Annotated in this window: 17 protein-coding genes; 8 read left to right on the forward strand and 9 right to left on the reverse strand. The window is 57.2% G+C overall.

Annotated elements, in window-relative coordinates:
• Positions 1 to 8: 8 nt before the first annotated feature.
• Positions 9 to 977 carry a GlxA family transcriptional regulator gene (locus F3J41_RS07190; RefSeq protein ID WP_166710449.1) on the reverse strand — a complete coding sequence of 323 codons (969 nt, stop codon included), beginning with the start codon at positions 975 to 977 and terminating at the stop codon, positions 9 to 11.
• A gap of 112 nt (positions 978 to 1,089) precedes the next feature.
• Between F3J41_RS07190 and F3J41_RS07195 the strand changes: the two genes are divergently transcribed.
• Positions 1,090 to 1,731 carry an HD domain-containing protein gene (locus F3J41_RS07195; RefSeq protein ID WP_104093358.1) on the forward strand — a complete coding sequence of 214 codons (642 nt, stop codon included), beginning with the start codon at positions 1,090 to 1,092 and terminating at the stop codon, positions 1,729 to 1,731.
• Between the two features lie 556 nt (positions 1,732 to 2,287).
• A complete protein-coding gene (locus F3J41_RS07200; RefSeq protein WP_166710451.1) occupies positions 2,288 to 3,964 on the forward strand; it encodes a DUF4041 domain-containing protein in 1,677 nt (558 codons plus the stop codon).
• A 307-nt stretch (positions 3,965 to 4,271) separates the two neighbouring features.
• Here F3J41_RS07200 and F3J41_RS07210 read toward each other — a convergent pair whose 3' ends face one another.
• The 3 genes from F3J41_RS07210 to F3J41_RS07220 form a co-directional block, all read right to left on the reverse strand.
• Positions 4,272 to 5,339, reverse strand: coding sequence for a mechanosensitive ion channel family protein (locus F3J41_RS07210; RefSeq protein ID WP_058775956.1), 1,068 nt, complete (start codon positions 5,337 to 5,339; stop codon positions 4,272 to 4,274).
• 417 nt (positions 5,340 to 5,756) lie between these two features.
• A complete protein-coding gene (locus F3J41_RS07215; protein ID WP_166710453.1) occupies positions 5,757 to 6,335 on the reverse strand; it encodes a YceI family protein in 579 nt (192 codons plus the stop codon).
• Positions 6,336 to 6,616: 281 nt separating this feature from the next.
• Entirely contained in the window at positions 6,617 to 6,994 is a 378-nt protein-coding gene (locus tag F3J41_RS07220; RefSeq protein ID WP_021509005.1) for a helix-turn-helix domain-containing protein, read from the reverse strand.
• A gap of 101 nt (positions 6,995 to 7,095) precedes the next feature.
• Between F3J41_RS07220 and F3J41_RS07225 the strand changes: the two genes are divergently transcribed.
• A complete protein-coding gene (locus F3J41_RS07225) occupies positions 7,096 to 7,824 on the forward strand; it encodes a 3-oxoacyl-ACP reductase family protein (RefSeq protein ID WP_166710808.1) in 729 nt (242 codons plus the stop codon).
• A 58-nt stretch (positions 7,825 to 7,882) separates the two neighbouring features.
• On the opposite strand, the gene F3J41_RS07230 is transcribed toward F3J41_RS07225, so the two are convergent.
• Positions 7,883 to 8,662 carry a MipA/OmpV family protein gene (locus F3J41_RS07230; RefSeq protein ID WP_166710455.1) on the reverse strand — a complete coding sequence of 260 codons (780 nt, stop codon included), beginning with the start codon at positions 8,660 to 8,662 and terminating at the stop codon, positions 7,883 to 7,885.
• Positions 8,663 to 8,787: 125 nt separating this feature from the next.
• Between F3J41_RS07230 and F3J41_RS07235 the strand changes: the two genes are divergently transcribed.
• From F3J41_RS07235 to F3J41_RS07250, 4 genes are all read left to right on the forward strand, one after another.
• Positions 8,788 to 9,483, forward strand: coding sequence for a response regulator transcription factor (locus F3J41_RS07235; protein ID WP_021509002.1), 696 nt, complete (start codon positions 8,788 to 8,790; stop codon positions 9,481 to 9,483).
• A complete protein-coding gene (locus tag F3J41_RS07240; RefSeq protein WP_058775958.1) occupies positions 9,480 to 10,652 on the forward strand; it encodes a cell wall metabolism sensor histidine kinase WalK in 1,173 nt (390 codons plus the stop codon). Before F3J41_RS07235 ends, F3J41_RS07240 begins: the two co-directional genes overlap by 4 nt.
• A 97-nt stretch (positions 10,653 to 10,749) precedes the next feature.
• Positions 10,750 to 11,919 carry an efflux RND transporter periplasmic adaptor subunit gene (locus tag F3J41_RS07245; RefSeq protein WP_166710457.1) on the forward strand — a complete coding sequence of 390 codons (1,170 nt, stop codon included), beginning with the start codon at positions 10,750 to 10,752 and terminating at the stop codon, positions 11,917 to 11,919.
• Entirely contained in the window at positions 11,903 to 14,983 is a 3,081-nt protein-coding gene (locus F3J41_RS07250; protein WP_166710458.1) for an efflux RND transporter permease subunit, read from the forward strand. The genes F3J41_RS07245 and F3J41_RS07250 overlap by 17 nt, the downstream gene beginning before the upstream one ends.
• Before the next feature lie 131 nt (positions 14,984 to 15,114).
• Here F3J41_RS07250 and F3J41_RS07255 read toward each other — a convergent pair whose 3' ends face one another.
• The 3 genes from F3J41_RS07255 to F3J41_RS07265 all read right to left on the reverse strand — a co-directional run bounded on the left by F3J41_RS07255 (position 15,115) and on the right by F3J41_RS07265 (position 18,980).
• On the reverse strand, positions 15,115 to 16,311 hold the full coding sequence (locus tag F3J41_RS07255; RefSeq protein ID WP_058775975.1) for a cupin domain-containing protein: 1,197 nt from the start codon (positions 16,309 to 16,311) through the stop codon (positions 15,115 to 15,117).
• A gap of 344 nt (positions 16,312 to 16,655) precedes the next feature.
• Positions 16,656 to 17,855, reverse strand: coding sequence for an FAD-dependent oxidoreductase (locus F3J41_RS07260; RefSeq protein WP_058759065.1), 1,200 nt, complete (start codon positions 17,853 to 17,855; stop codon positions 16,656 to 16,658).
• 90 nt (positions 17,856 to 17,945) lie between these two features.
• Positions 17,946 to 18,980 carry an aldehyde reductase gene (locus F3J41_RS07265; protein WP_058781556.1) on the reverse strand — a complete coding sequence of 345 codons (1,035 nt, stop codon included), beginning with the start codon at positions 18,978 to 18,980 and terminating at the stop codon, positions 17,946 to 17,948.
• Between the two features lie 108 nt (positions 18,981 to 19,088).
• Between F3J41_RS07265 and F3J41_RS07270 the strand changes: the two genes are divergently transcribed.
• Entirely contained in the window at positions 19,089 to 20,021 is a 933-nt protein-coding gene (locus F3J41_RS07270) for an AraC family transcriptional regulator (RefSeq protein ID WP_241798185.1), read from the forward strand.
• Positions 20,022 to 20,049: 28 nt separating this feature from the next.
• On the opposite strand, the gene mgrA is transcribed toward F3J41_RS07270, so the two are convergent.
• Positions 20,050 to 21,084 (reverse strand): L-glyceraldehyde 3-phosphate reductase, encoded by a 1,035-nt coding sequence (mgrA, locus tag F3J41_RS07275; protein ID WP_166710464.1) that lies wholly within the window; start codon positions 21,082 to 21,084, stop codon positions 20,050 to 20,052.
• Between the last annotated feature and the right edge of the window lie 3 nt (positions 21,085 to 21,087).

Consider the following 21,087-nt stretch of genomic DNA (forward strand, 5'->3'; position numbering starts at 1 on the left):
GTGCAGACTCAGCGCGGCGGCGGGAACATTTTGCGATACAGCGACGGCGTCATGCCGGTCACTTTGACAAACGCGCGGCGCATCACATCGGCACTGTGATAACCGCAGGCCGCCGGGATCGCTTTGAGCGGCAGCTCACCGGCATCCAGCAAAGCCCGCGCGTGGCTGATGCGTGCCTGCTCCAGCCATGCGCCAGGCTGGATCTGCATCTCCTGCTGAAACAGACGCGCTAAATGCCGCGTACTGAGGTGCATGTGCGCCGCCAGGTCTTCCAGACCGCGAATCTGTGCCAGATGCGCGATTGCCCAGCGCTGCATCTCCTGAAAGGCGCTGCGTCCGGCCAGTGACACCTGCTGTTTACGCACGAAATGTCCCTGTGTCACCGGGCGCTGGAAGAACATCACCAGGCTGGCGGCCACCTCCTGCGCCAGCTCGCGCCCGAGATCCTCTTCCACCAGCCGCAGCGCCAGATCCAATCCGGACGTCACGCCCGCCGCAGTGCGTAATGCACCATCCGCCACATACAGCGCATCGGCTTCGACCTGCGCATCGGGTAGCAGTAATGCCAGCCGTTCCGCACACGCCCAGTGAGTAGTGACTTTCCTGCCGTTCAGCAAACCCGTTTGCGCCAGCAGCAGCGCCCCCGTACACACCGAGCCGTAACGCTGGCTGCGCTGACAGAGCGCGATAATCTGCTGGCGCTCACTGGCGGAAAGCTGCATCTGGCTGGCGTCAGGTGCTCCGGCAACCAGAAAGGTATCGGCGCGATGCAGTGTCGCCGCAGTTAGCGCAACGTCGGCTTCCAGCCGGACACCAGACGAGCAGCGGATGCTGGTGTGCTGCAGCGACATCACGCTGAGCTGATACACCTGACGATGTAGCAGCCGATTTGCCTCGGCAAACACATCCAGCGGCCCGGAAATATCCAGCAACTGGGCGCCGGGAACGGCCAAAAGGGTAATGTGATGGTGAGTCATTGTCTGGCTGTCCGCTTAAATCGCAATGTCTGGAATCATCGTTAAACAGAGATTCATGACATTGTCGCGCGGCTTTATGCTGAACGCAACTTCACTAAGCGGAGACATCACCATGAGTTTTACGATTAACGGCATTCGTATTCCAGACAGCAAAATGGCGCGCGATGCTACCGCGCTGGTACGTGACATCGAATCGGATCTGTTATTTCATCACTCCAGCCGCGTTTTTTACTGGGGCGCTTTGGCAGGTCAGCGACTGGGCGTCAAAGTGGATGCCGAGCTGCTTTACGTTGGCTGCATGTTTCATGATGTGGGCCTGACGCAACAGCATTGCAGCTGCGATAAGCGCTTTGAAGTCGATGGCGCCAATGCGGCGCGCGATTTTCTGCAACATCACGGGGTTGCCCAGGCGGATATTGATAAAGTGTGGACGGCGATTGCCCTGCACACGACGCCCGGCATTCCGCAATTTATGGCCGGGGAAATCGCCCTGGTGACGGCCGGCGTTGAGATGGATGTGCTGGGTATTGACTATGACCACTTCAGCGATGAGCAACGTGAAGCCGTGGTGCAGCAGCATCCCCGTCCGGCACAGTTTAAAGAAGAAATTATCCAGGCATTTTATGAAGGCATTCAACACAAACCGGCGACGACTTTCGGCAACGTGAAAGCTGATGTCATCGCTGATAAGCAACCGGCATTTCGCCCGATGAATTTTTGCCGGATTATCCGCCAGTCGCGCTGGGCGGGTTAACATGGACAGCGGAGATAGCTCATCGCGAACGGGAGAAATGGCGACAGAAGCGTGCGCTGTGAATCCCGGCAACAAAATTAACTCATCGAACATTGTCAGCAGGAGAGAATTTTCGTTGCTACTATAGTGACGCAACACACAGCTCAAGCGTTGCGACGAGAATTTTTCCTGTAGTTTTTTGTTATGCCCGCTCTGCGGGCATTTTTTTCCGAAAAATGCACCATCGCGCTGCTGCCAAACCTCTTACGCCGCAGGTTTCAAACGGCTTGATTCCCCTGCTTCCAGCAATACCTTTGCGGTCGTCCTTGTACGTTCAGCTAACAGAGGGTCATGCACGGACACGGTGTTAACCAAAGCAATCAATTCATAACAATTCGACCATGCTATAGGTATTTCTTCATTACAATTTCATGAGACTTATCACCCGGGCGCCCAGAGGCAGGTTCAAACTTTCCACTGTAAATGATATTTTTGAATGTGCTTTTTCAGATATAGAAGTGATAACATAGTTAGGAAGCACAGCTGTTACAAATTGATAGAGTAAAAGGACTTTGAAATGGAATTATTTTTAGTAGTAGTACTCTTATTAGCACTTCTGGCTCCGGTTTTATCTGTCGTACTTTTCAAAAAAAGCAAAAAATACCGAGAGGAAATAGCTCTTTTAATCTCCGGCAAAAATACGCTTGGCGAAGAATTAGGTGAAACGCAGAAAAAATTAGCTCAGGCTGTACGTGACCACGCAGAACTTGAAGGAAAAGCCACTCCTTTGTGGCAGTATCAGGAATTACACGATGCAGTATTAGATGCGAAAAAAAAGATTAAAACCGCTGACGCTATTGCCAGAGAAAAGCTGGATGACGCGCAAAAACAAGCGGCAAGAGCGGTAAGCGAAGCTCACGATCAGGCTGCATTAACAATAAGCAACGCCAATAGCGAAGCTGTCGCTATCACCCAGGATGCGCGTGATGCACGCCTGAAAGCCAAAGAACGACTCGATAACGCGAATAGTAAAGCGGATGAGCTGATCTCCAACGCAAATGATAATGCGATGAAAATAATCGCGGATGCAGAGATACGTGCAATGGAAATAGCTGGCTCCGCATATGAAGCGAAAGAGTTTGCAGAGACCTATCAGGCTGTCGCCAGGTCAATGAAAAATAAAATTGAAGGGTACGGCGATGAATGGATAGTGCCAAACCGAAGCGTTTTGGACGAACTGGCAGAGAATTATGAATTTACGGATGCAGGAAAAGAACTGCAAAAAGCCAGAGAGTTAACTAAGTCTCTTATCAAAACGAACAAAGCGGCAAGCTGTGATTACGTCGAACCAAACAGAAGAAACACCGCCATCAAATTTGTACTGGATGCTTTCAATGGAAAAGTCGACAGTACCCTCTCAAAAATTAAACACAACAATTACGGCAAATTATCCCAGGAAATAAAAGATGCCTTTGAGCTTGTTAATTTTAACGGTTCAGCCTTTAGGTCAGCCAGGATCACTGATATCTGCTTGCAGGCCCGACTCAACGAGCTTAAATGGGGAGTAGCTGTAAATGAAATTATGCTCGAAGAAAGAGAAGAACAAAGACGAATCAAAGAACAGTTGCGTGAAGAAGAAAAGGCGCGTCGCGAGTATGAAAAAGCGATAAAAGAAGCTGAAAAAGAAGAAAAAACAATTCAGCAGGCGATTGATAAAGCGACTAAAGAACTGATGCTCGCAGGCGAAGAACAACGTATAGCCCTCGAACAAAGACTGGCTGAGCTACAAATTAAATACGAAGAAGCTGAAGCCAAAAACCAACGAGCCATTTCGATGGCACAGCAAACACGTTCAGGTCATGTGTATGTGATCAGTAATATCGGCTCGTTTGGAGAAAACGTGTATAAAATTGGGATGACACGCAGGCTCGAACCGCTCGACCGGGTTCGTGAACTTGGCGATGCCAGCGTCCCGTTTTCATTCGATGTACATGCAATGATCTACAGTGATGATGCTCCTTCGCTTGAAAATCACCTTCACAAGGTGTTTAACGATAAACAGGTAAACAAAGTTAACTCCCGCAAAGAGTTCTTTAATGTAGGTATTAAAGAAATCAAATCCACGATTCAGGAAATGAGCATTGATGTGCATTGGACAATTTCTGCAGAAGCTAAAGAGTACAGAGAGTCTTTAGCCATCGAAAATGAACGCAACACAGCGTTAAAAGAAAGCGAAGAGTTGATTGTTGCATAATATTTTTGAGCCATGATATGACCTGATGATGATACGTCAGGTCATTGTGAATGTAAGAATAAGTGGCGGATCTGGTGACATTCATTCGTAACGGCTGGGGCAATCAGGCACCTGCGGTAAGCGCGGATCAGGTGGCAAAACTGCGTAAAGATCTGCCGAAGGCAGCGGAGGCGGATAAGGAAAAGAGTCAGTAAAAACGGACGGAGAAAACGCCCTGTTCAGGGCCCCGACAAGGGCCCTGATAATGACGCCGGATAGCAATGGCATCCTGATCAGTTACCGCGCAATGCCCCATCGCCAGCCTTAACTATGTTTTGTCGGCGTCGGTCAGGGTGGCTCTTACCTGCGGCAGACTCTGCGGGTAATTCTGCTGAATGAATTCAATCATTTTCTCGCGTACATAGCAGCGCAGATCCCATGCCGTGGGTGAGTTCTGCGCGGTCATCAGTAAACGGATGGTCATGGTTTTTTCCGTGGTATCGGTCACCTGCAGTACCTGAGTTTCGCGATCCCAGAGCCGCGTCTCATTGAGGATTTTTTCAAAATGCTCACGCAGCGGCGCCAGCGGCATCGAGTAATCAACATACAGAAACACAGACCCCAATATTTGCGCATTATTTCGCGTCCAGTTCTGAAATGCGTTCTCGGTAAAATAGGTGATGGGCAGCACCAGACGGCGTAAATCCCAGATGCGCACCACAACATAAGTCAGATTGATTTCCTCAATCCAGCCCCACTCCTTTTCGACCACCACCGCATCGTCAATTTTTATCGGTTGGGTGAAAGCAATCTGAATGCCGGCAAACAGATTCACCAGCGACTTTTGCAAAGCGAAACCAATAATGATACCGGCGACACCGGCACCCGCGAGGATGGTGGTGCCGAATTTACGTACACCAGGGAAGTTGAGCAGAATTAAACTCAGGCAAAACAGTACCAGGATGACGATAGCTACTTTTTTAACATAGATTAATTGCGTACGAATTTTACGCGCGCGCAGGTTGTTCGACAGGTTGATATCATAGCGAATAAATAACATATCCTGCGCTACGTTAATCAGGCGAATCAAAATGGAACAAAACGATAAGATGATAAAGATATTAAGCGTGGTGGCGATAAAGCTCAGTGAGCCAGGATCAAGATGCACATAATTCATCCCCATATTAATCAGCAGTAATGGAATGAATAAAAATAACGATCCCCGCAGATGCTTTTCCAGCGATTTAAACAGCTTGCGATCGCGGCTTTGCCAGTAGCGAATAAACCTGAGAAGAATAAAGCGGGCCAGAAAACCCAGCAGTAGCGAGAGTGTGACGAGCAATACAGCAGGTACCCATGTCGGCGCACCAGATAACTCACCTAGAAGTAATGGCATGATATTCCCTTCTGTTCAGCTAACAACCGTGGTTGTCAGATAAGTCACCAAAATCAGTAACCGTTATCGTGCCGGTTATCTGCTAAACCCATGATTTCGCACTTCAGTGGGTAAAAATATAGTTCACTGGCCGCTGTTAGCAGGGTAAAAACCCTTCAGGTCATCGGGTGTTCTGCTGGCGATCATCGCAAGGTTATGAATTGGTGGTTTTTTTCGGCTTTATTGCTAAAGGTCTGAAATTTCAGGCAGGTGATAAGGCAAAGCGTCAGAGGGTGCTGACGAGAAATGCGCTGACAGGCAGTGATGCTGCGCCCGGGGAAGAAGTACAGACAACCTGTTGCGCCAGCTCGCGCTGACCACGCGCATAGCGCAGCAGGTTGATGCAGAGAAAAAGCGCGCGATTAAGCGCGCAATGCCTTATTTGGCGTACGCCTCGGTAGAGAGCGTAATCGTCACTTCGTCGCCCACGGCCGGAACATATTTATCGATTTTAAAATCCGAGCGTTTGATGACGCCGGTGGCATCAAAACCGATCGCCTGCTTTTTAACCATAGGATGCATATCCTGCTTGTTCAGCGTGGCATGCAGCACAACCGGCTTAGTGATCCCTTTGATGGTTAAATTACCCTGCACATCATATTTATTATCGCCTTTACTTTCCACATGGGTGCTGTGGAAGGTGGCCTGAGGATATTTTTTAACGTCAAAATACTCATTACCCAAAAACTCTTTGGTCAGCGCTGGCACATGCGTGTCAATCGTTTTTAACGGCAGGGTCACATTAACCTGTGACTTTTCCGGGTTTTCTTTATCAAAAGCCAGCTGACCGGAAACATCAGAAATATCAGCAGTCGGATGAGAGAAACCAAAGTGATTCCATGCGATCACCACGGAAGTATGTTGCGGGTCAAGGTTATATTCCGTCGCTGCGGCATGTGACAGGGGAACATATAATGCCACCAGAGAAATCAGCGCCGTTTTTTTCAAAAATTTCATGGAAACATCCTCAAATAATCAAGTGCTAATACTGTAGCGCAAACCTGCTGAGGTGTTATTGAAATCATTTGCTTTACCCATTCAAAATTTTTAACCGTTTTTTCCCGCACGCAAATAATAACGCAGCGTGAAATTTACGGAAATGACGTAATCAAATTCAGGCGAGTAGAATTTAATAAGTTCATTTTTATGTGGACTAATTTAGCGGCGAGGAGAATAACGGCAAACCATGTTGAGCATGCGATTAACAGACCGCCTGAATAGCCGGCGGCCGCCACGCTTTATTCTTCGCTGGCACGACGTTGATCATAGACAACCTGTGCCTTTTCAATCGCGTCGCCCTGCTCTCTGGCCCACTTCACCAGCGCAACAAACGGATCCTGCAACGTCTGGCCCAGCGGCGTAATGGCATATTCCACCGCCACCGGGGACGAGGCGATTACGCGGCGGCTGATCAGGCCGTTACGCTCCAGCCGGCGCAACGCCTCCGTCAGTGCCTTGTGGGTAATCGGATCAAGACGGCGCTTGATCGCGTTAAAGCGCGCGGGTTCAGTGCACAGCACGGTCAGAATTAATACCGACCACTTATTGGCGACCTGTTCCAGGATTGGACGGGTGCTGTTGATCTCTGCCAGCAGCGCCGCGATATCAGTCGGCATGGGGTTTCCTTATGTATATCTAATGTAGATAAGGTGCGTAATTGACACTAAATATACGAAATGTATCATCAGCCGTCCACCCCTCTCATTCTGGAGCAGCCATCATGAAACTCGAAGGAAAAGTCGCGCTGGTGACCGGCGGCGGCAGTGGTATCGGCCTCGCCATCGCGCGCCGTTTTGTGCAGGAAGGTGCCCACGTTTTCATCACCGGGCGACGCGAAGCGCTGCTGGCCGAAGCCGTCACGCTGACTGGCGGCCGCATTGAGGCGATAGCAGGCGACCTCACCAGCGCAGACGATGTTGCCCGTCTGTTTGACACCGTGCAGGCCCGCGCCGGACGTCTCGATATTCTGGTGAACTCCTCTGGCGTGGCTGAACCCGCCAGCCTCGAAGAGACCAGCGCAGAGCACTTTGACCGCACGTTCGGCCTCAACGTGCGTGCCATGGTATTCACCGTACAGCATGCGGTGAAGCACATGATGGAAGGCGGTGCCATCGTGCTGGTGGGATCGATTGCGGGCAGCATGGCCAATCCCGGCTATGGCGCTTACTCGGCCAGCAAAGCCGCGGTGCGCGCCTATGCCCGCACCTGGAGCAGCGAACTGGCACCGCGCGGCATTCGCGTCAATACGCTCAGTCCCGGCCCGACGGACACGCCGATGTTTGACCAGGTCAGCGACGAGGTACGACAGACATTCAGCGCGCAGATACCGGCCAAACGCCTTGGCCATCCTGACGAAGTTGCGGCGGCTGCCCTGTTCCTCGCATCGGACGAAAGTGTCTATGTCACCGGCAGCGAACTGGTGATTGATGGCGGCATGTCCGCGTAATGGTTGTCGTGCTGCACAGCGCGCCGGCCGGGCGTTGTGCAGCCACCGAAAACGTTTCTCAGAAGGTGTAGCTAAAGCCGACCGTGCCGGTGACCTGATCGCGCCGGGACACGATCGGGCTGTCCGCAGCGCGATCGCCCAGCCAGCTGTAACCGGCGCTGACCAGCGTGCCCCAGTGAGCATCAAACTGGTGGCTCCAGGTGAGCGTAGTCGCAACACCATAGAAGCCGCCGCCGGCATCGTAGCGTGAAAACCGGCTGCGGCTGCTCTGGACATCGCTCACGCCATACCAGGTATTCATATAACGCGCATCGCCAAACAGCGCCGCCGTCTGCAGTGCAACGGTATCGCTGTCGCGCTGAAGAGGCACCAGCGTAACGGATGCCTGATAGTTCACGCCCTGATCATCGCTGAGCGGCAGCACCGCTTTGCCCTCTGCACTCAGCCACGGCGTGGGCTGCCAGCCCAGCGCCAGTGCAGTGTTCACCGTCGCACTGATGTTTCCCATGCCTTGCAGCCGGCTGGCGCTGTCCCGCCACGTTGAATCTTTATCGCTTCGGCCGAGGCCGTAACCCAGCGTGTGTTCCAGATAAAACCCGCTGTCGCTCTGCAGGTCGTACCCGATGCCTTTCTGGGCATCAGCAAAAAATGCGCCATCTCTGGCCTGGAAAATCGGTACCGGCTGCACCCGTGTTTTATTCGATCCGCTGTAGCGTGGCGCGAATTGCGCCCCCGCGCCGAGCGTCAGGCTGGTCTGTGCGTCACCATCCGCCCTGGCGGCAGCGGAAATCATGAGTAGCAGATGGGTAATGTACATCAGCGTTTTTCTGGTTATCATCGTGTCACCTCTTTATCGGTCCGTTTACCGCCCCTTGCCCGGGCAGCCGCAGCGCGAAGCCGAAGTATCCCGGGGCTGTGTCAACAAACAGCCAGGGATTTATGAAGAAACTGTCAAGGTGAGTTATGCAGACCAAAAATATCCTGATTATTGAGGACGACGCTGACGCGGCTGAGGTGCTGGAGGCGTATCTGCTACGGGAAAATTATGCGGTGCGTGTTGCCGCGGATGGCCTGAGCGGACTTGAGCTGGCCCTGCGCTGGCAGCCCGATCTGATTTTGCTTGATGTGATGCTGCCCGGCCTGAACGGCACCGAGGTGCTGGCAAAACTCCGGCGCAGCAGCGAGGTGCCGGTGATTATGGTCACGGCCATGGGCGATACGCCCGATCGCATCGGTGCCCTGCGCTACGGCGCGGATGATTATGTGGTCAAGCCTTATCATCCCGGCGAAGTAGTGGCACGCGTGCAGGCAGTGCTGCGGCGCAGCGCGGTAAAAACGCCGCAGGAAGAGATCCTGCGCTGGCAGGGGCTGGAGGTGAACAGCGGCGCGATGACGGTTACCGTCACGCAGGCCTCGGGTAACGTGCTTTGCGTTGATACCACGCCAACCGAATTCACGCTGCTGGTCACGCTGATGCGCGCACCGGTGCGCGCGCTGAGCCGCCCGTTTTTGCTGGAGCAGTGTATGCCGGACAGCGACGCGCTGGAGCGGGTGATTGATACCCACGTATATAACCTGCGCAAAAAGCTGGAAGCGGCCGGTATGGCGGGCGTGCTGCTCAACGTGCGCGGCGTAGGCTACCGGTTCCGCCAGCCATGACAGAAAAATCCCCACAAACGCTCTGGCGCTGGCTTTGTCTGCGCATTCTGACGCTGGCTATCGGTACCGTGGTACTGATTGCTTTGTGCATGTGGCTGCGCTTCACGGTGCAGTACCTGTGGATCACGCACCATATGCCGCCGGCGGTTCTGCATGAATTTCTCGCCCTGCGTGCGCATCCGGAACGCGATCCCGCGCGCTTTCACCAGATCATCGATAGCTGGTGGGGCATACGCTACTCCGACCCGTCCATTGCTTCCTCGGACTGGATCACCGTCGGCATCCTGGTGCTGGTGACCATTCCGTTTATTGCCTATTTCGGGCTGCGTCACGCGCGCCCGCTTTCTGCACAGTTCAGCCAGCTCAGACGAGCGGCAGACCAGGTGACCGCAGGCGATTTCGGTGCGCAGGCGGCGTTAACGCCGGCAGCGCCCGCCGAACTGGCGCAGTTCGCGCACAACTTCAACGCGATGACGCGCCAGCTGGCGCGTTACGACAAAGAGCTGCGTACGTCGCATGTCGCCATGGCGCATGAGCTGCGGTCGCCGCTCAACGCCGCCATGGTGCGTCTGCAGGCGCTGCTTGATGGCGTATTCAGCGCTGACTCACGTCAGCTCGCCCTGATCATGGCGCAGCTCAGTTGTCTGCACCGGCTGATCGATGAGCTGCATCTGCTGTCACTGGCGGATGCCGGCCAGCTCACGTTGGAGAAAGTCCGATGTAACCCGGCCGATATCCTGCGCGAGCGCCTGCAGTGGATCAAACCGCAGCTGGATGAAGCGCGCATCAGCACCGGGGTAGCGCTGGCTGAAGAGACATTGCTGCCGGTCGATCCGTTCCGTCTCGGGCAGGTTTTCACCATCCTGCTGGAAAACGCCCTGCGCTATGCCGGAAGCGGCAGCCAGCTGCAGCTGCGCACGCGCAACACCGTTGATCATTACGAAATCATCGTGCAGGACAGCGGCCCGGGCGTTCCTGCGGCGTTTCTGGCGTTGATGTTTGAGCGCTTTGCGCGCGGTGAGGCGTCACGCGCCCGCCACTCGGGCGGCAGCGGGCTGGGCCTGTCGATTGCGCGGGCGATTTGCCAGGCGCACGGCGGCACGATTAATGCCACGCTGCCGGCAACGGGAGGCTTGCAGGTACAGATTTTGTTGCCGCGCAACGCCTGACGTTGTTGCCCTTCTTGACACGCTCTTGATGGAACATCGCCGGATTCTTGATAATCGCACGGTGTAATGGCGCAAATACTGATAAAGGAATTGCGCCATGACCGACGAGCTTCCCTGCCTGATCAAACAGGGTGTGCGCCACCTGCTTAATCCGCGCCACCTGGTTTCCCTGCTGCCGCTGCTGCCCTGTCTGCTGCTGACGGCCCTGCTGCTGACCGGCTGTGACCGCAAGCGTTCACCCACGCCGCCGCCACCGCGTCCGGTAAAGTTCATTACGGTTGGCCCGCCCGCGCCCGCCGGGCAGCAAACCCTGACCGGCGAGATCCGCGCGCACGATGAAACCTCGCTCAGTTTCAGGCTGGAGGGGCGGATTCTGACGCGCAGCGCCGATGTCGGCAGCCGCTTCAGGCAGGGAGAGACGCTCGCCGTGCTTGACAGTCCCGGCGCGCTGAATCAGCTGGCGAGCGCACAGGCGGAGCTGAACAGCAGCCGCGCGGCCGAAAAGGTGGCGGCCCTCAATCTGCACCGCATGCGCCTTCTGATGCCGTCCGGGGCAATTGCCCGTGCTCAGCTCGATAGCGCCAGCGCCGACTGGCAGGCTGCGCTGGCGCGGCGGCAGAGCAGTGAAGCGGCATTGAAAAATGCGCAGGATAGCCTGCGCTGGACCCACCTCACCGCGCCTGACGATGGCATGGTGACGGGCGTCAGCGCCGCAGCCGGTCAGGTGGTTAGCGCTGGTCAGACGGTGTTTACCGTTGCGACCGGCACAGGCCGTGACGTGGTATTTGACGTTACCACACCTGAAACCCTCGATCGCCGGGCCAGTGCCCGCTTCCGCGTTGCGCTATTGCAGAATCCGTCCGTGATGGCCGAAGCGCACCTGCGTGACGTCAGTCCACAGGCCGACGCCCAGACACGCAGCTGGCGGGTGCGCATCACACTGGACAATCCTCCCGCAGAGATGGTGCTGGGTGCCAGCGTCGCCGTCACCCTGCCGCTGGCCGACACGACGGCGGATGCGGTGATGGCGATTCCGGCCACCGCGCTCACCCGCCAGGCAGGCCAGCCGGCGGTGTTTATTCTTGACCCGGTGAAAAACTGCGTTATCCGGCGCACGGTTGCGATTGCCGGCTACACGGCAGATGCGGTATGGATTCGCGCCGGCATCAGGCCAGGCGATCGGGTGATCACGGCGGGCGTCAGAAGCCTGCGTGACGGTGAACGCGTTGCCGGCAGCCAGGAGGACCAGCATGAAACCGGCGTTTAATCTTTCTGCCTGGGCGCTGAAGCAGCAGCAGCTGATGGCCTTTCTTATGTTGCTGATCGTGGCAGCAGGCATCGTCAGCTATGAAAAACTCTCGCGCAACGAAGATCCGGCGTTCACCATCAAAACTGCGGTGGTGTCTGCGCAGTGGCCAGGTGCCGACATCAACGATACGGTCAGACTGGTCACCGATCCGCTGGAGAAAAAGCTGCAGGAAATTCCCTGGCTGGATTATGTGCAGAGTGAAACGCACGCTGGCCGCACGGTCATTTTCGTCAATCTGCGTGACGACACCCCGCCTGCGCAGGTGGCCGGAATCTGGTACCAGGTGCGTAAAAAAATGCAGGATGTGACCCCGGCTTTGCCGCAGGGCGTGCAGGGCCCGGCGGTCAACGATGAGTTTGACGATACCTTTGGCACGATTTACGGCTTCACTGCTGACGGTTTTTCCCCGCGCGAGCTGCGGGACCGGGTGGACGACATTCGCCGCGATCTGATGAGTCTGCCGGATGTGGGTAAGATCCAGCTACTGGGCGAGCAGGAAGAGCAGCTGGTGGTGGCCTTTTCCCCGCGCCAGCTATCCGCCATGGGGCTGGATTTGCAGCAGGTAGCAGAGGCGCTGCGGGCGCAGAACATCGTCGAGCCGGCGGGCAGTGTACGCACCGCCACCGATAACATCGCCCTGCGCGTGAGCGGCGCGTTCAACAGCGAGGCGAGCCTGCGGGCGGTTACGCTGCGCGTTAACGATCGCTATGTTCCGCTGACGGCGATCGCCACCATCACGCGCCGCCCCGCCGAACCGCCTGCCCCGCTTTTTCGCGTTAACGGCCAGCCGGCCATCGGACTGGCCGTGTCGATGGCCGCCACCGGCAACATGCTGGATTTTGGCCAGGCACTGCGGACGCGCATGGAGAGCGAAGCCAGCCAGCTGCCGCACGGCATTGAGATGACGCGCATCGCCGATCAGTCAGCGGTAGTACAACAGGCGGTGAGCGGATTTGTCGATGTGCTGGGCGAGGCAGTGATCATCGTGCTGGCAGTTTCGTTTGTCTCGCTCGGACTGCGCGCCGGCCTGGTGGTCGCGGCGGCGATCCCGCTGGTGCTCGCCATGACGTTTATCGGCATGCATCTGGCCGGTATCGGCCTGCAGCGCATCTCGCTGGGCGCACTGATCGTAGCGCTGGGCCTGCTGGTAGACGATGCGATGATCACGGTGGAAACCATGGTGGCGCGGCTGGAGGCCGGCGATTCCCGCACTGGCGCAGCGACCTGGGCGTTCAGTACCACCGCCTTCCCGATGCTGACCGGTACGCTGGTGATGATTGCCGGTTTTATTCCGGTCGGCTTTGCCGCATCCAGCGCGGGCGAATATTGCTATACCCTGTTTGCGGTGGTGCTGATGGCGCTCATCAGCTCATGGCTGGTGGCGGTGCTGTTTTCACCGCTGACCGGCAGCTGGCTGTTGCCGGCCACGCTAAAGCAGCACCGCGCCGGAAACGGGCGCCTCAGCCAGTTCTATCGCCGCCTGCTGAGCAGCGTGCTGCGCCACCGCATGCTGACGCTGGCGATGGCGTTGCTGGCGCTATTGCTGGCCGGCGTCGGCACCACGTATATGCAGGGCGAGTTTTTCCCGGCCTCCGATCGGCCGGAGCTGCTGGTGAGCCTGGCGCTACCTGCCAGCGCGTCGCAGCAGGCCACCCTGCGTCAGGTGCAACGCCTTGAGCAGATTGTCTCCGCCAGCCGGGATGTTGACCACTACTCGTCTTACGTCGGCACCGGTGCGATACGCTTCTACCTGCCCATGGATGTGCTGCTGGACGATGAAAACAGCGCTCAGCTGGTGGTCGTGGCCAAAAGCCTGGCCGCCCGTGAACGACTGCAGCGCTCACTGGATGCGGTGCTTGCCCGGGATTTCAGCGACATCACCACCCGCGTCGCGCCGCTCGAGCTCGGTCCGCCGGTAGGCTGGCCGATTCGTTATCGCATCAGCGGTCCGGATTATCGCCAGGTGCAGCAGCTGGCAGAGCGGCTGGCCGCCGCGCTCGGCAGCTCAGCGCTGACGCGTGACGTCAATCAAACCGCCGGTGAGCCCGAACGCGTTATCACCTTGCAGGTGAATCAGACGGCAGCGCGCGCAGCCGGCCTCTCTTCTGACCTGATTGCTCAGTATCTGCATACGCTCTGGTCAGGAACGCTGATCACCACGGTACGCGATCGCAACCGGCTGATTGATGTGGTGCTACAGGGCAACGCTGCGGCGCGCCATGACCTGAGCAGCCTGTCCGGATTGCTGCTAACTGCGCCGTCGGGCGCAAAAATTCCGCTGACGCAGGTCGCAACACCGCAGTGGGGGCTGGAGGATCCCGTTATCTGGCGACGCCAGCGCCTGCCGTTTATCACCGTCCAGACCGATACGGCGCCGGGTTTGCGCGCGGAAGCCGTCTCAGCCGCCCTCACGCCGCTGATTGCCACCTTCAGGGCCAGCTTGCCGGCCGGTTACCGCCTGAGCGAGGACGGGGCGGTAGCAGAGTCTGACAAGGGCAACCAGTCGGTGATCGCTATCCTGCCGGTCACGCTGCTCTGCATGCTGGTATTGCTGATGTTACAACTGCGGCGGATTTCCCGCATGCTGCTGGCCCTGCTGATGGCGCCCTTTGGTCTGCCGGGCATTGTGCTGGCCATGCTGCCGACCGGCACACCGATGGGCTTTGTGGCGCTGCTGGGCGTTATTGCTCTGGCTGGCATGATCATCCGCAACGCGGTGATCCTGATCAGCGAGGCGGATAACAACGTTGATGCAGGTATGCCGCCGGACGCTGCCATTGCGGCTGCCGCCGAACACCGCGCACGGCCGATCGTGCTCACCGCCAGCGCCGCGATTCTCGGTATGATCCCCATCTCGCGTCAGGTTTTCTGGGGACCGATGGCGCTGGCGATTATCGGTGGGCTGTTAGTGGCGACGCTGGTGACGCTCACGGTTTTACCCGCGGCGATGAGTCTGGTGATGCAGGCAGCAGCCCGTCGTGACAAACTGAAATCGCTGCGCTGGCGGCCGTTCAGAAAATAACCGCCTGCTGGTCAGCCCTGCTGGCACGGGGCAACGAAAGGTTTATCCACAGGGTTCCGGGCGGGATATGCACGCCAGATGTGGACAGTATCAGGAGAGAACGCGCAGCACCGGCTGCGCGTGGTCACGGGCTATTTCACTACCGGATGCTTCTCCTGCTGCAGCGCATTCATAAAGGTGTCGCTGAGATGCAGATGCTGACGCACCAGCGCCGGCGGCGTGCTGGCCAGCCACTGGTTGAGCGAAATATCCGCGTAATAATCGCTTTTAAACAGTTCCAGAAAGCGCAGCGGTTTATCACCCGTGTTTTCGATATAGTGACCCATGGCAAAGGGCACATAGCCGACATCACCGGCGCGGAAGTCAAACGTACGCGCCTGACCCGACGAGGCAAACACGCCCATCCGCCCCTGACCTTCCAGATAGTATTGCCATTCGTCGTTATTGGGATGCCAGTGCAGTTCGCGCATCGCGCCGGGAGCCAGTTCCACCAGCGCGGCGGCGATGGTTTTCGATACCGTAAAATTACTGGAATCAGTAATGCGTACCGTGCCGCCCGGCAGCGTCAACGGCTTCTGCGCCAGCATTTTATGCGAGAAGACCTGTTTCGATTTCACCCCGCCGTTCACCGCCGAAGCCGGCGCGCCGTCCGGTGCCTGCCCGGCAAAGATGTACTCCTCTTCCGGCGAGGGCAGCGCGTTAAACACCTCAGCCGGCACGCCAAAGTTTTTTGCCAGCACTTCGGGCGGGATATGTTTGAACCAGTCGCTGAGCAGAAAGGTACTGTCTTCATCGAAATTGCCATTGTCGAAGGCCAGCAGGAATTCGCAGCCGTCCGGCCCAAGGCCCTGAATTGAGTGCGGCACGCCCGGCGGGAAATACCATAAATCGCCCACGCCGACGTCATCGACAAACCAGCCACCTGCGGTATCCAGCGCGGTGATGCGCGCATTGCCGTACAGCATGTAGGCCCACTCGCCCTCTTTGTGCCAGTGCAGTTCGCGGATACCCCCCTTATCCAGCCGCATATCGACGCCAGCAATGGTGGTGGAAATGCCCAGTTCGCGCTGCGTCACCTGGCGCGTCCAGCCGCCGCTGCCCTTGCGCACGTGCGCATCGCTAAACGAAAAACGCAGGTTGGGTAATGTGCCGCTGTCGGTTGCTGGCGGATCGACCAGATCCGGATTCAGCGCTTCGCGCACCGGATCGTGCGGGCCAGGATCGCGCGGATGGTTGGGATCATTCGCCGGATAAGTCGCCACCTTGCCGTCGTGGGCATGGACCTTGCCGGCTGCCAGCGCCACGGTGCCACCAGCCGCGAAGGCCATAAAGCTTCTGCGAGATAAGTTTTCCAGTTTCATACCTGCTGTTTTCCTCAGTTTCTTATGGTTTGTGTCATGCCCCTTAACCATAATCAAACTGTGGCTTCCGCCAACCTTGTGTCACCGCTGAAATCAATAGAAAACCTTTATCATCGCGTAATCCCGCTCTTCACCCGCCTCACGCCATTTACGCTTCGTTGAGATCGCGTTGACGTTCAGGTTATATCAGCCGACAAATAAGGCACAAAGTGATTAAACCCCCTCCCTGATTAAGCAATTTTTTTAATGATAGCTCGCCGCAAAAGTTAATTTAATGTTACAAAAGCATCGCAATTGCAATAATTACCCGGCTACGTTTTTTCTCCGGCGAGACTTGGCCGTTCCGGGCGGAAACCCATGCCAATCAATCGGCCAAACAGATGGCGTAAAAACGGATAGCGGCTGATGAGCTGCGGAACCTTACTGGGCGTGGTGCGCGGGCGCTTGCCGCTGCTCATCTTGATCTGCAGGAATTGCGTCGCCACCGTCGGAAACTGCCGCCGCCGCTGCACGTTCTCCAAATCGCGCAGCGTGAGCGTGCCGTTTTGCAACGGCCGCGTCAGATAATTGGCGCTGGCCACCGCGTCCTGAATCGCCAGGTTCACGCCCACGCCGCCAATCGGTGACATCGCATGTGCGGCATCGCCAATGCACAGCACGCCGGGCTTCATCCATTTGTCCAGCCGATCGATACGGATGGATAACAGACTCAGCTGCTGCCACTCCTGCAGCTGCGCCATGCGCGCCACGCTGAACGGCGCAACCTCTGCCATGCGGTTTTTCAGCGCGTCGAGCCCGGCCTGCTTCAGCGCCTCGAATTCGCCTTTCTGAATGGTGAATCCACACTGCCAGTATTCGCCGCGGTCAATGACAATGAAGTTTTGCTTCGGCCCCTTGTGGCCCATCCCCAGCACGGGGTCGTCCGGCTGTTTATCCAGCCGGAACCACACCACATCGCGTGGAGCACCGAAGCTTTTACCCACCAGCCCGGCTTTCTGCCGCACCGCCGAGCGACGGCCATCAGCGCCTATCACCAGCGGCGCGTGAATTTCGTGACCTTGTAACGTTTTCACGCCTGCGATTACGCCATCCTGATAGAGAAAATCGTCAAAACCGGTGGATTGCAGCAGCGTGAAACCGGGATAGTGCGCCGCCTGGGCGGCGAGGAAAGTGAGGAAATCCCACTGCGGCATGAAGGCGATAAAACGGCAGCGCAACGGCAGACGGGAGAAATCGGCCATGGTGATCTCCTGCCCGCCCACTTCCGCCTGTAACTTTTCCGCGCGCTGATGCGGCAGCGCCAGCAGCGCGTCGAGCAGACCCAGCTGGTGCATGATCTCCAGGGTTGAGGGATGAATGGTGTCGCCGCGAAAATCGCGCAGAAAATCGGCGTGCTTCTCAATCACGACCGCGCGCAGGCCGGCGCGCGTCAGTAAATAGGCCAGCATTAAGCCGGCCGGACCGCCGCCGACGATACAGCAGTCGGCGTTTATCACCTGTGGAGACGGCATGATATCCTCATCAATTGCTATATATGATAATTGTTATCATTTATATAGCATCTGCGCGTCACCAGGGTGATGATAAATGCCGCAGTCAGACTAGTGGTTTGCCACCAGCCCCAGCGCAATCAGGCTGCGCGCGGTGGCAAGAATGGCCTCCTGCGGACTGCGCGGGTGCCAGTTCAGCAGCCAGCCAGCTTTAGCGGCGCTGACGTTCATATCAACGCCCAGCAGTTTTACCATTCCCGTCATCAGCGGATTTTGCGCTGCCGCCGCCCGCACCATGGCGTCACTCATTGGCTGCAGCGAAACTTTCTCTGCTTCTGCTGCCAGATGGGTTTTGAGCGTGCGCGCCACCTCAATAAGCGGCAGGCTGTGCCCCGAACTGGCAAGGAAGCGCTGACCCTGCGCGGCGGCGTGGGTCATCGCCAGCACGTGCAGACTGGCCACGTCACGCACATCAACAAAACATGAGTTGATGTCAGGACAGCCTGGCTGCCCCTCCAGTAGCTCCTTCACAATGCGAATCGAATGTGAATAGTCGGCACCCAGCACCGGCCCCAGCACCGACACGGGGTTCACCGTGGCCAGTTCCAGACCGTTACCCTGCTCAGCGATAAACTGCCAGGCGGCGCGTTCCGCCAGGGTTTTCGATTTCTGATACGGCCACACATCGCCGCTGACATCGCTCCAGTCGCGCTCGGTAAAGGGGCGCGGATAGTCCGCTGGATGTCCGATACCGACCGCGCCGAACGCCGAGGTCAGTACCACACGTTTAACGCCTGCATCGCGCGCGGCGCGCAATACGCGCAGATTTCCTTCAATCGCCGGATTCACCCAGTCAGCTTCGCTTACCTGGCTGCCGGTCGGGGTGGGTGAAGCGCCATGCAGCACAAAGCGACAGCCTGCTACCGCGTCTTCCCAGCCGGCGTCTGCCGTTAAATCGGCAACGACAAATTGCAGCGCCTCGCCTGCGGCCACCCCGGCCTGCAACAGATGCGCCCTGACTTCAGCTTCACGATTGGCATCACGTAAGGTGGTTCGCACCTGATAGCCCTGCTGCAGCAGCGCAATAATGCAGTACTGCGCGATAAACCCGCTGCCACCGGTAACCAGAACTTTGTCATTACTCATTTTTCTTCCTCATCACAATCATCGTTCATTCGATGCGCTCTACGTTAAGCGTCGGAGGGCGGATTTTGAATGCTTGTAAATGCATTTTACTTGCGTGATAGTACAGAAATGAGCCTTGATCCCTTTTCCGACATTCTGCGATTCGTTCGCGCTGAATCATTGCTGACCGGTGGTTTTACCGCAGGCGGACGCTGGGCGCTGCGTTTCCCTGCGCCCGATAAAATTAAATTCTTCGCCATTATCAAAGGCAGTTGCTGGGTCATACTGGAGGGCGAACCTGAACCATTCCACTTTGCCACCGGCGACGTCGGCTTGCTGAGCGCTAAACGCGCCTTCGTGCTGGCCAGCCATCCGGACGAGCCGCCGGTTGACGCCATGAGCGTGTTTTATGGCGCAGGGAAAGGTCATGCGCCGATTGGCAGCGGTGATGACTTTGTCCATATCGGTGGCCATGTACTGCTTGATCCTGCCAGTGGGCGTTTACTGACTCACGTATTACCTCCCTGGATTCAGGTACCGGCGGCGTCACCGCAGGCGGCATCATTCCGCTGGGTGCTGGATCAACTGGTGCAGGAAGGCCAGCATGTCCAGCCGGGATCGCAGCTGGCAACGGCCCAGCTGGCACAACTGCTGTTCATCCAGATTCTGCGGGCGCATTTGCAAACCAGCAGCGCACTGCCCGCCAGCTGGCTGCGGGCGCTGAGCGATGCGCGATTGGCACCGGCTTTACAGCGGCTGCATGGCGATCCGGCGCGCAACTGGCATCTGGACGAACTGGCGCGTGCCTGTGCCATGTCGCGCACCCGTTTTGCCCAGTATTTTCGCCAGGTGGTGGGCATCACGCCGATAGCCTATCTGACGGCGTGGCGCATGCGGCTGGCAGAGCGTGCGTTGCAGGAGGAAAATGAGGCGGTGGCCGTGGTAGCGCAGACGCTGGGTTACGCCTCAGAGAGCGCCTTCAGCCATGCTTTTAAGCGTGAAACGGGTCAGTCACCCAATGCATTTCGCCGCGCCGTGCGGTTACAGCAGGCGCAGCGATAAAGCGCGCCGCGTTGAGCGGCGCCGGGCATTATTTAAGTTGAGAAGAGACGCGCCACATATCCACCCCGCCTTCGGTGGCGTAGCGATCAATGTCCGCCAGCTCCTGTGCCGTAAAGGTCAGGTTGTCCAGCGCGCGCAGGGAATCACTCAACTGATCAACCGTGCGGGCACCAATCAGCGCAGAAGTGACCCGCTCATCACGCAGCGCCCAGGCGATCGCCATCTGCGCCAGCGTCTGACCGCGCGCTTCAGCAATCGCGTTGAGCGCGCGAATTTTTGCCAGGTTCTCTTCGCTGAGCATGGCAGAAAGACGCGGATCGCTGCCGCCGGCGCGCGCGCCCTGCGGTACGCCGTTGAGGTATTTACTGGTCAGCATGCCCTGTGCCAGCGGTGAAAAAGCAATGCAACCGCTGCCGAGCTCCAAAAGCGTATCGAGCAGCCCGTGCTCAATAGTGCGGTTTAGCATCGAGTAATTGGGCTGATGAATAAACAGCGGCACTTTCTCATCGGCCAGAATCGCAGCGGCCTGACGCGTCAGCTCTGGCGAATGGGAAGAGATGCCGACATACAGCGCCTTACCCTGACGATGCAGCTGTACCAGCGCGCCCATGGTTTCTTCCAGCGGCGTATTCGGATCGACGCGATGGCTGTAGAAGATATCGACATAATCCAGCCCCATGCGGCGCAGGCTGTTATCACAGCTGGCAATCAGATGTTTGCGGGTGCCGGTCGGGCCACCGTACGGACCCGGCCACATATCCCAGCCGGCTTTGCTGGAGATGATCAGTTCATCACGATACGGGGCAAAATCCTGCGCCAGCCAGCGGCCAAAGTTCTCTTCAGCCGATCCCGCTGGCGGACCGTAGTTATTAGCCAGGTCGAAATGGGTAATGCCGTTATCAAACGCGTGGCGCAGGATCGCTCTGCCGGTCTCAAACACGTCAACGCCGCCAAAATTCTGCCATAGCCCCAGCGAGATCAGCGGCAGCACCAGGCCACTTTTGCCGGTTTTACGGTACTGCATGTTGGTCTGATAACGCGCTGGCGATGCAACATAACTCATAAC

The organism is Pantoea sp. Ap-870 (assembly GCF_011752515.1).
Classification (GTDB): Bacteria; Pseudomonadota; Gammaproteobacteria; order Enterobacterales; family Enterobacteriaceae; genus Pantoea; species Pantoea dispersa.

What these genes read in the sequence shown, in the direction of transcription:
- F3J41_RS07255 (WP_058775975.1), bottom strand. Translation starts at nt 16,311, where the DNA reads ATGGCCTTCGCGGCTGGTGGCACCGTGGCGCTGGCAGCCGGCAAGGTC.
- F3J41_RS07270 (WP_241798185.1), top strand. Translation starts at nt 19,089, where the DNA reads ATGAGCCTTGATCCCTTTTCCGACATTCTGCGATTCGTTCGCGCTGAA.
- F3J41_RS07220 (WP_021509005.1), bottom strand. Translation starts at nt 6,994, where the DNA reads ATGCCGACTGATATCGCGGCGCTGCTGGCAGAGATCAACAGCACCCGT.
- F3J41_RS07195 (WP_104093358.1), top strand. Translation starts at nt 1,090, where the DNA reads ATGAGTTTTACGATTAACGGCATTCGTATTCCAGACAGCAAAATGGCG.
- F3J41_RS07190 (WP_166710449.1), bottom strand. Translation starts at nt 977, where the DNA reads ATGACTCACCATCACATTACCCTTTTGGCCGTTCCCGGCGCCCAGTTG.
- mgrA (WP_166710464.1), bottom strand. Translation starts at nt 21,084, where the DNA reads ATGAGTTATGTTGCATCGCCAGCGCGTTATCAGACCAACATGCAGTAC.
- F3J41_RS07200 (WP_166710451.1), top strand. Translation starts at nt 2,288, where the DNA reads ATGGAATTATTTTTAGTAGTAGTACTCTTATTAGCACTTCTGGCTCCG.
- F3J41_RS07245 (WP_166710457.1), top strand. Translation starts at nt 10,750, where the DNA reads ATGACCGACGAGCTTCCCTGCCTGATCAAACAGGGTGTGCGCCACCTG.
- F3J41_RS07230 (WP_166710455.1), bottom strand. Translation starts at nt 8,662, where the DNA reads ATGATAACCAGAAAAACGCTGATGTACATTACCCATCTGCTACTCATG.
- F3J41_RS07210 (WP_058775956.1), bottom strand. Translation starts at nt 5,339, where the DNA reads ATGCCATTACTTCTAGGTGAGTTATCTGGTGCGCCGACATGGGTACCT.
- F3J41_RS07265 (WP_058781556.1), bottom strand. Translation starts at nt 18,980, where the DNA reads ATGAGTAATGACAAAGTTCTGGTTACCGGTGGCAGCGGGTTTATCGCG.
- F3J41_RS07250 (WP_166710458.1), top strand. Translation starts at nt 11,903, where the DNA reads ATGAAACCGGCGTTTAATCTTTCTGCCTGGGCGCTGAAGCAGCAGCAG.
- F3J41_RS07260 (WP_058759065.1), bottom strand. Translation starts at nt 17,855, where the DNA reads ATGCCGTCTCCACAGGTGATAAACGCCGACTGCTGTATCGTCGGCGGC.
- F3J41_RS07215 (WP_166710453.1), bottom strand. Translation starts at nt 6,335, where the DNA reads ATGAAATTTTTGAAAAAAACGGCGCTGATTTCTCTGGTGGCATTATAT.
- F3J41_RS07240 (WP_058775958.1), top strand. Translation starts at nt 9,480, where the DNA reads ATGACAGAAAAATCCCCACAAACGCTCTGGCGCTGGCTTTGTCTGCGC.
- F3J41_RS07235 (WP_021509002.1), top strand. Translation starts at nt 8,788, where the DNA reads ATGCAGACCAAAAATATCCTGATTATTGAGGACGACGCTGACGCGGCT.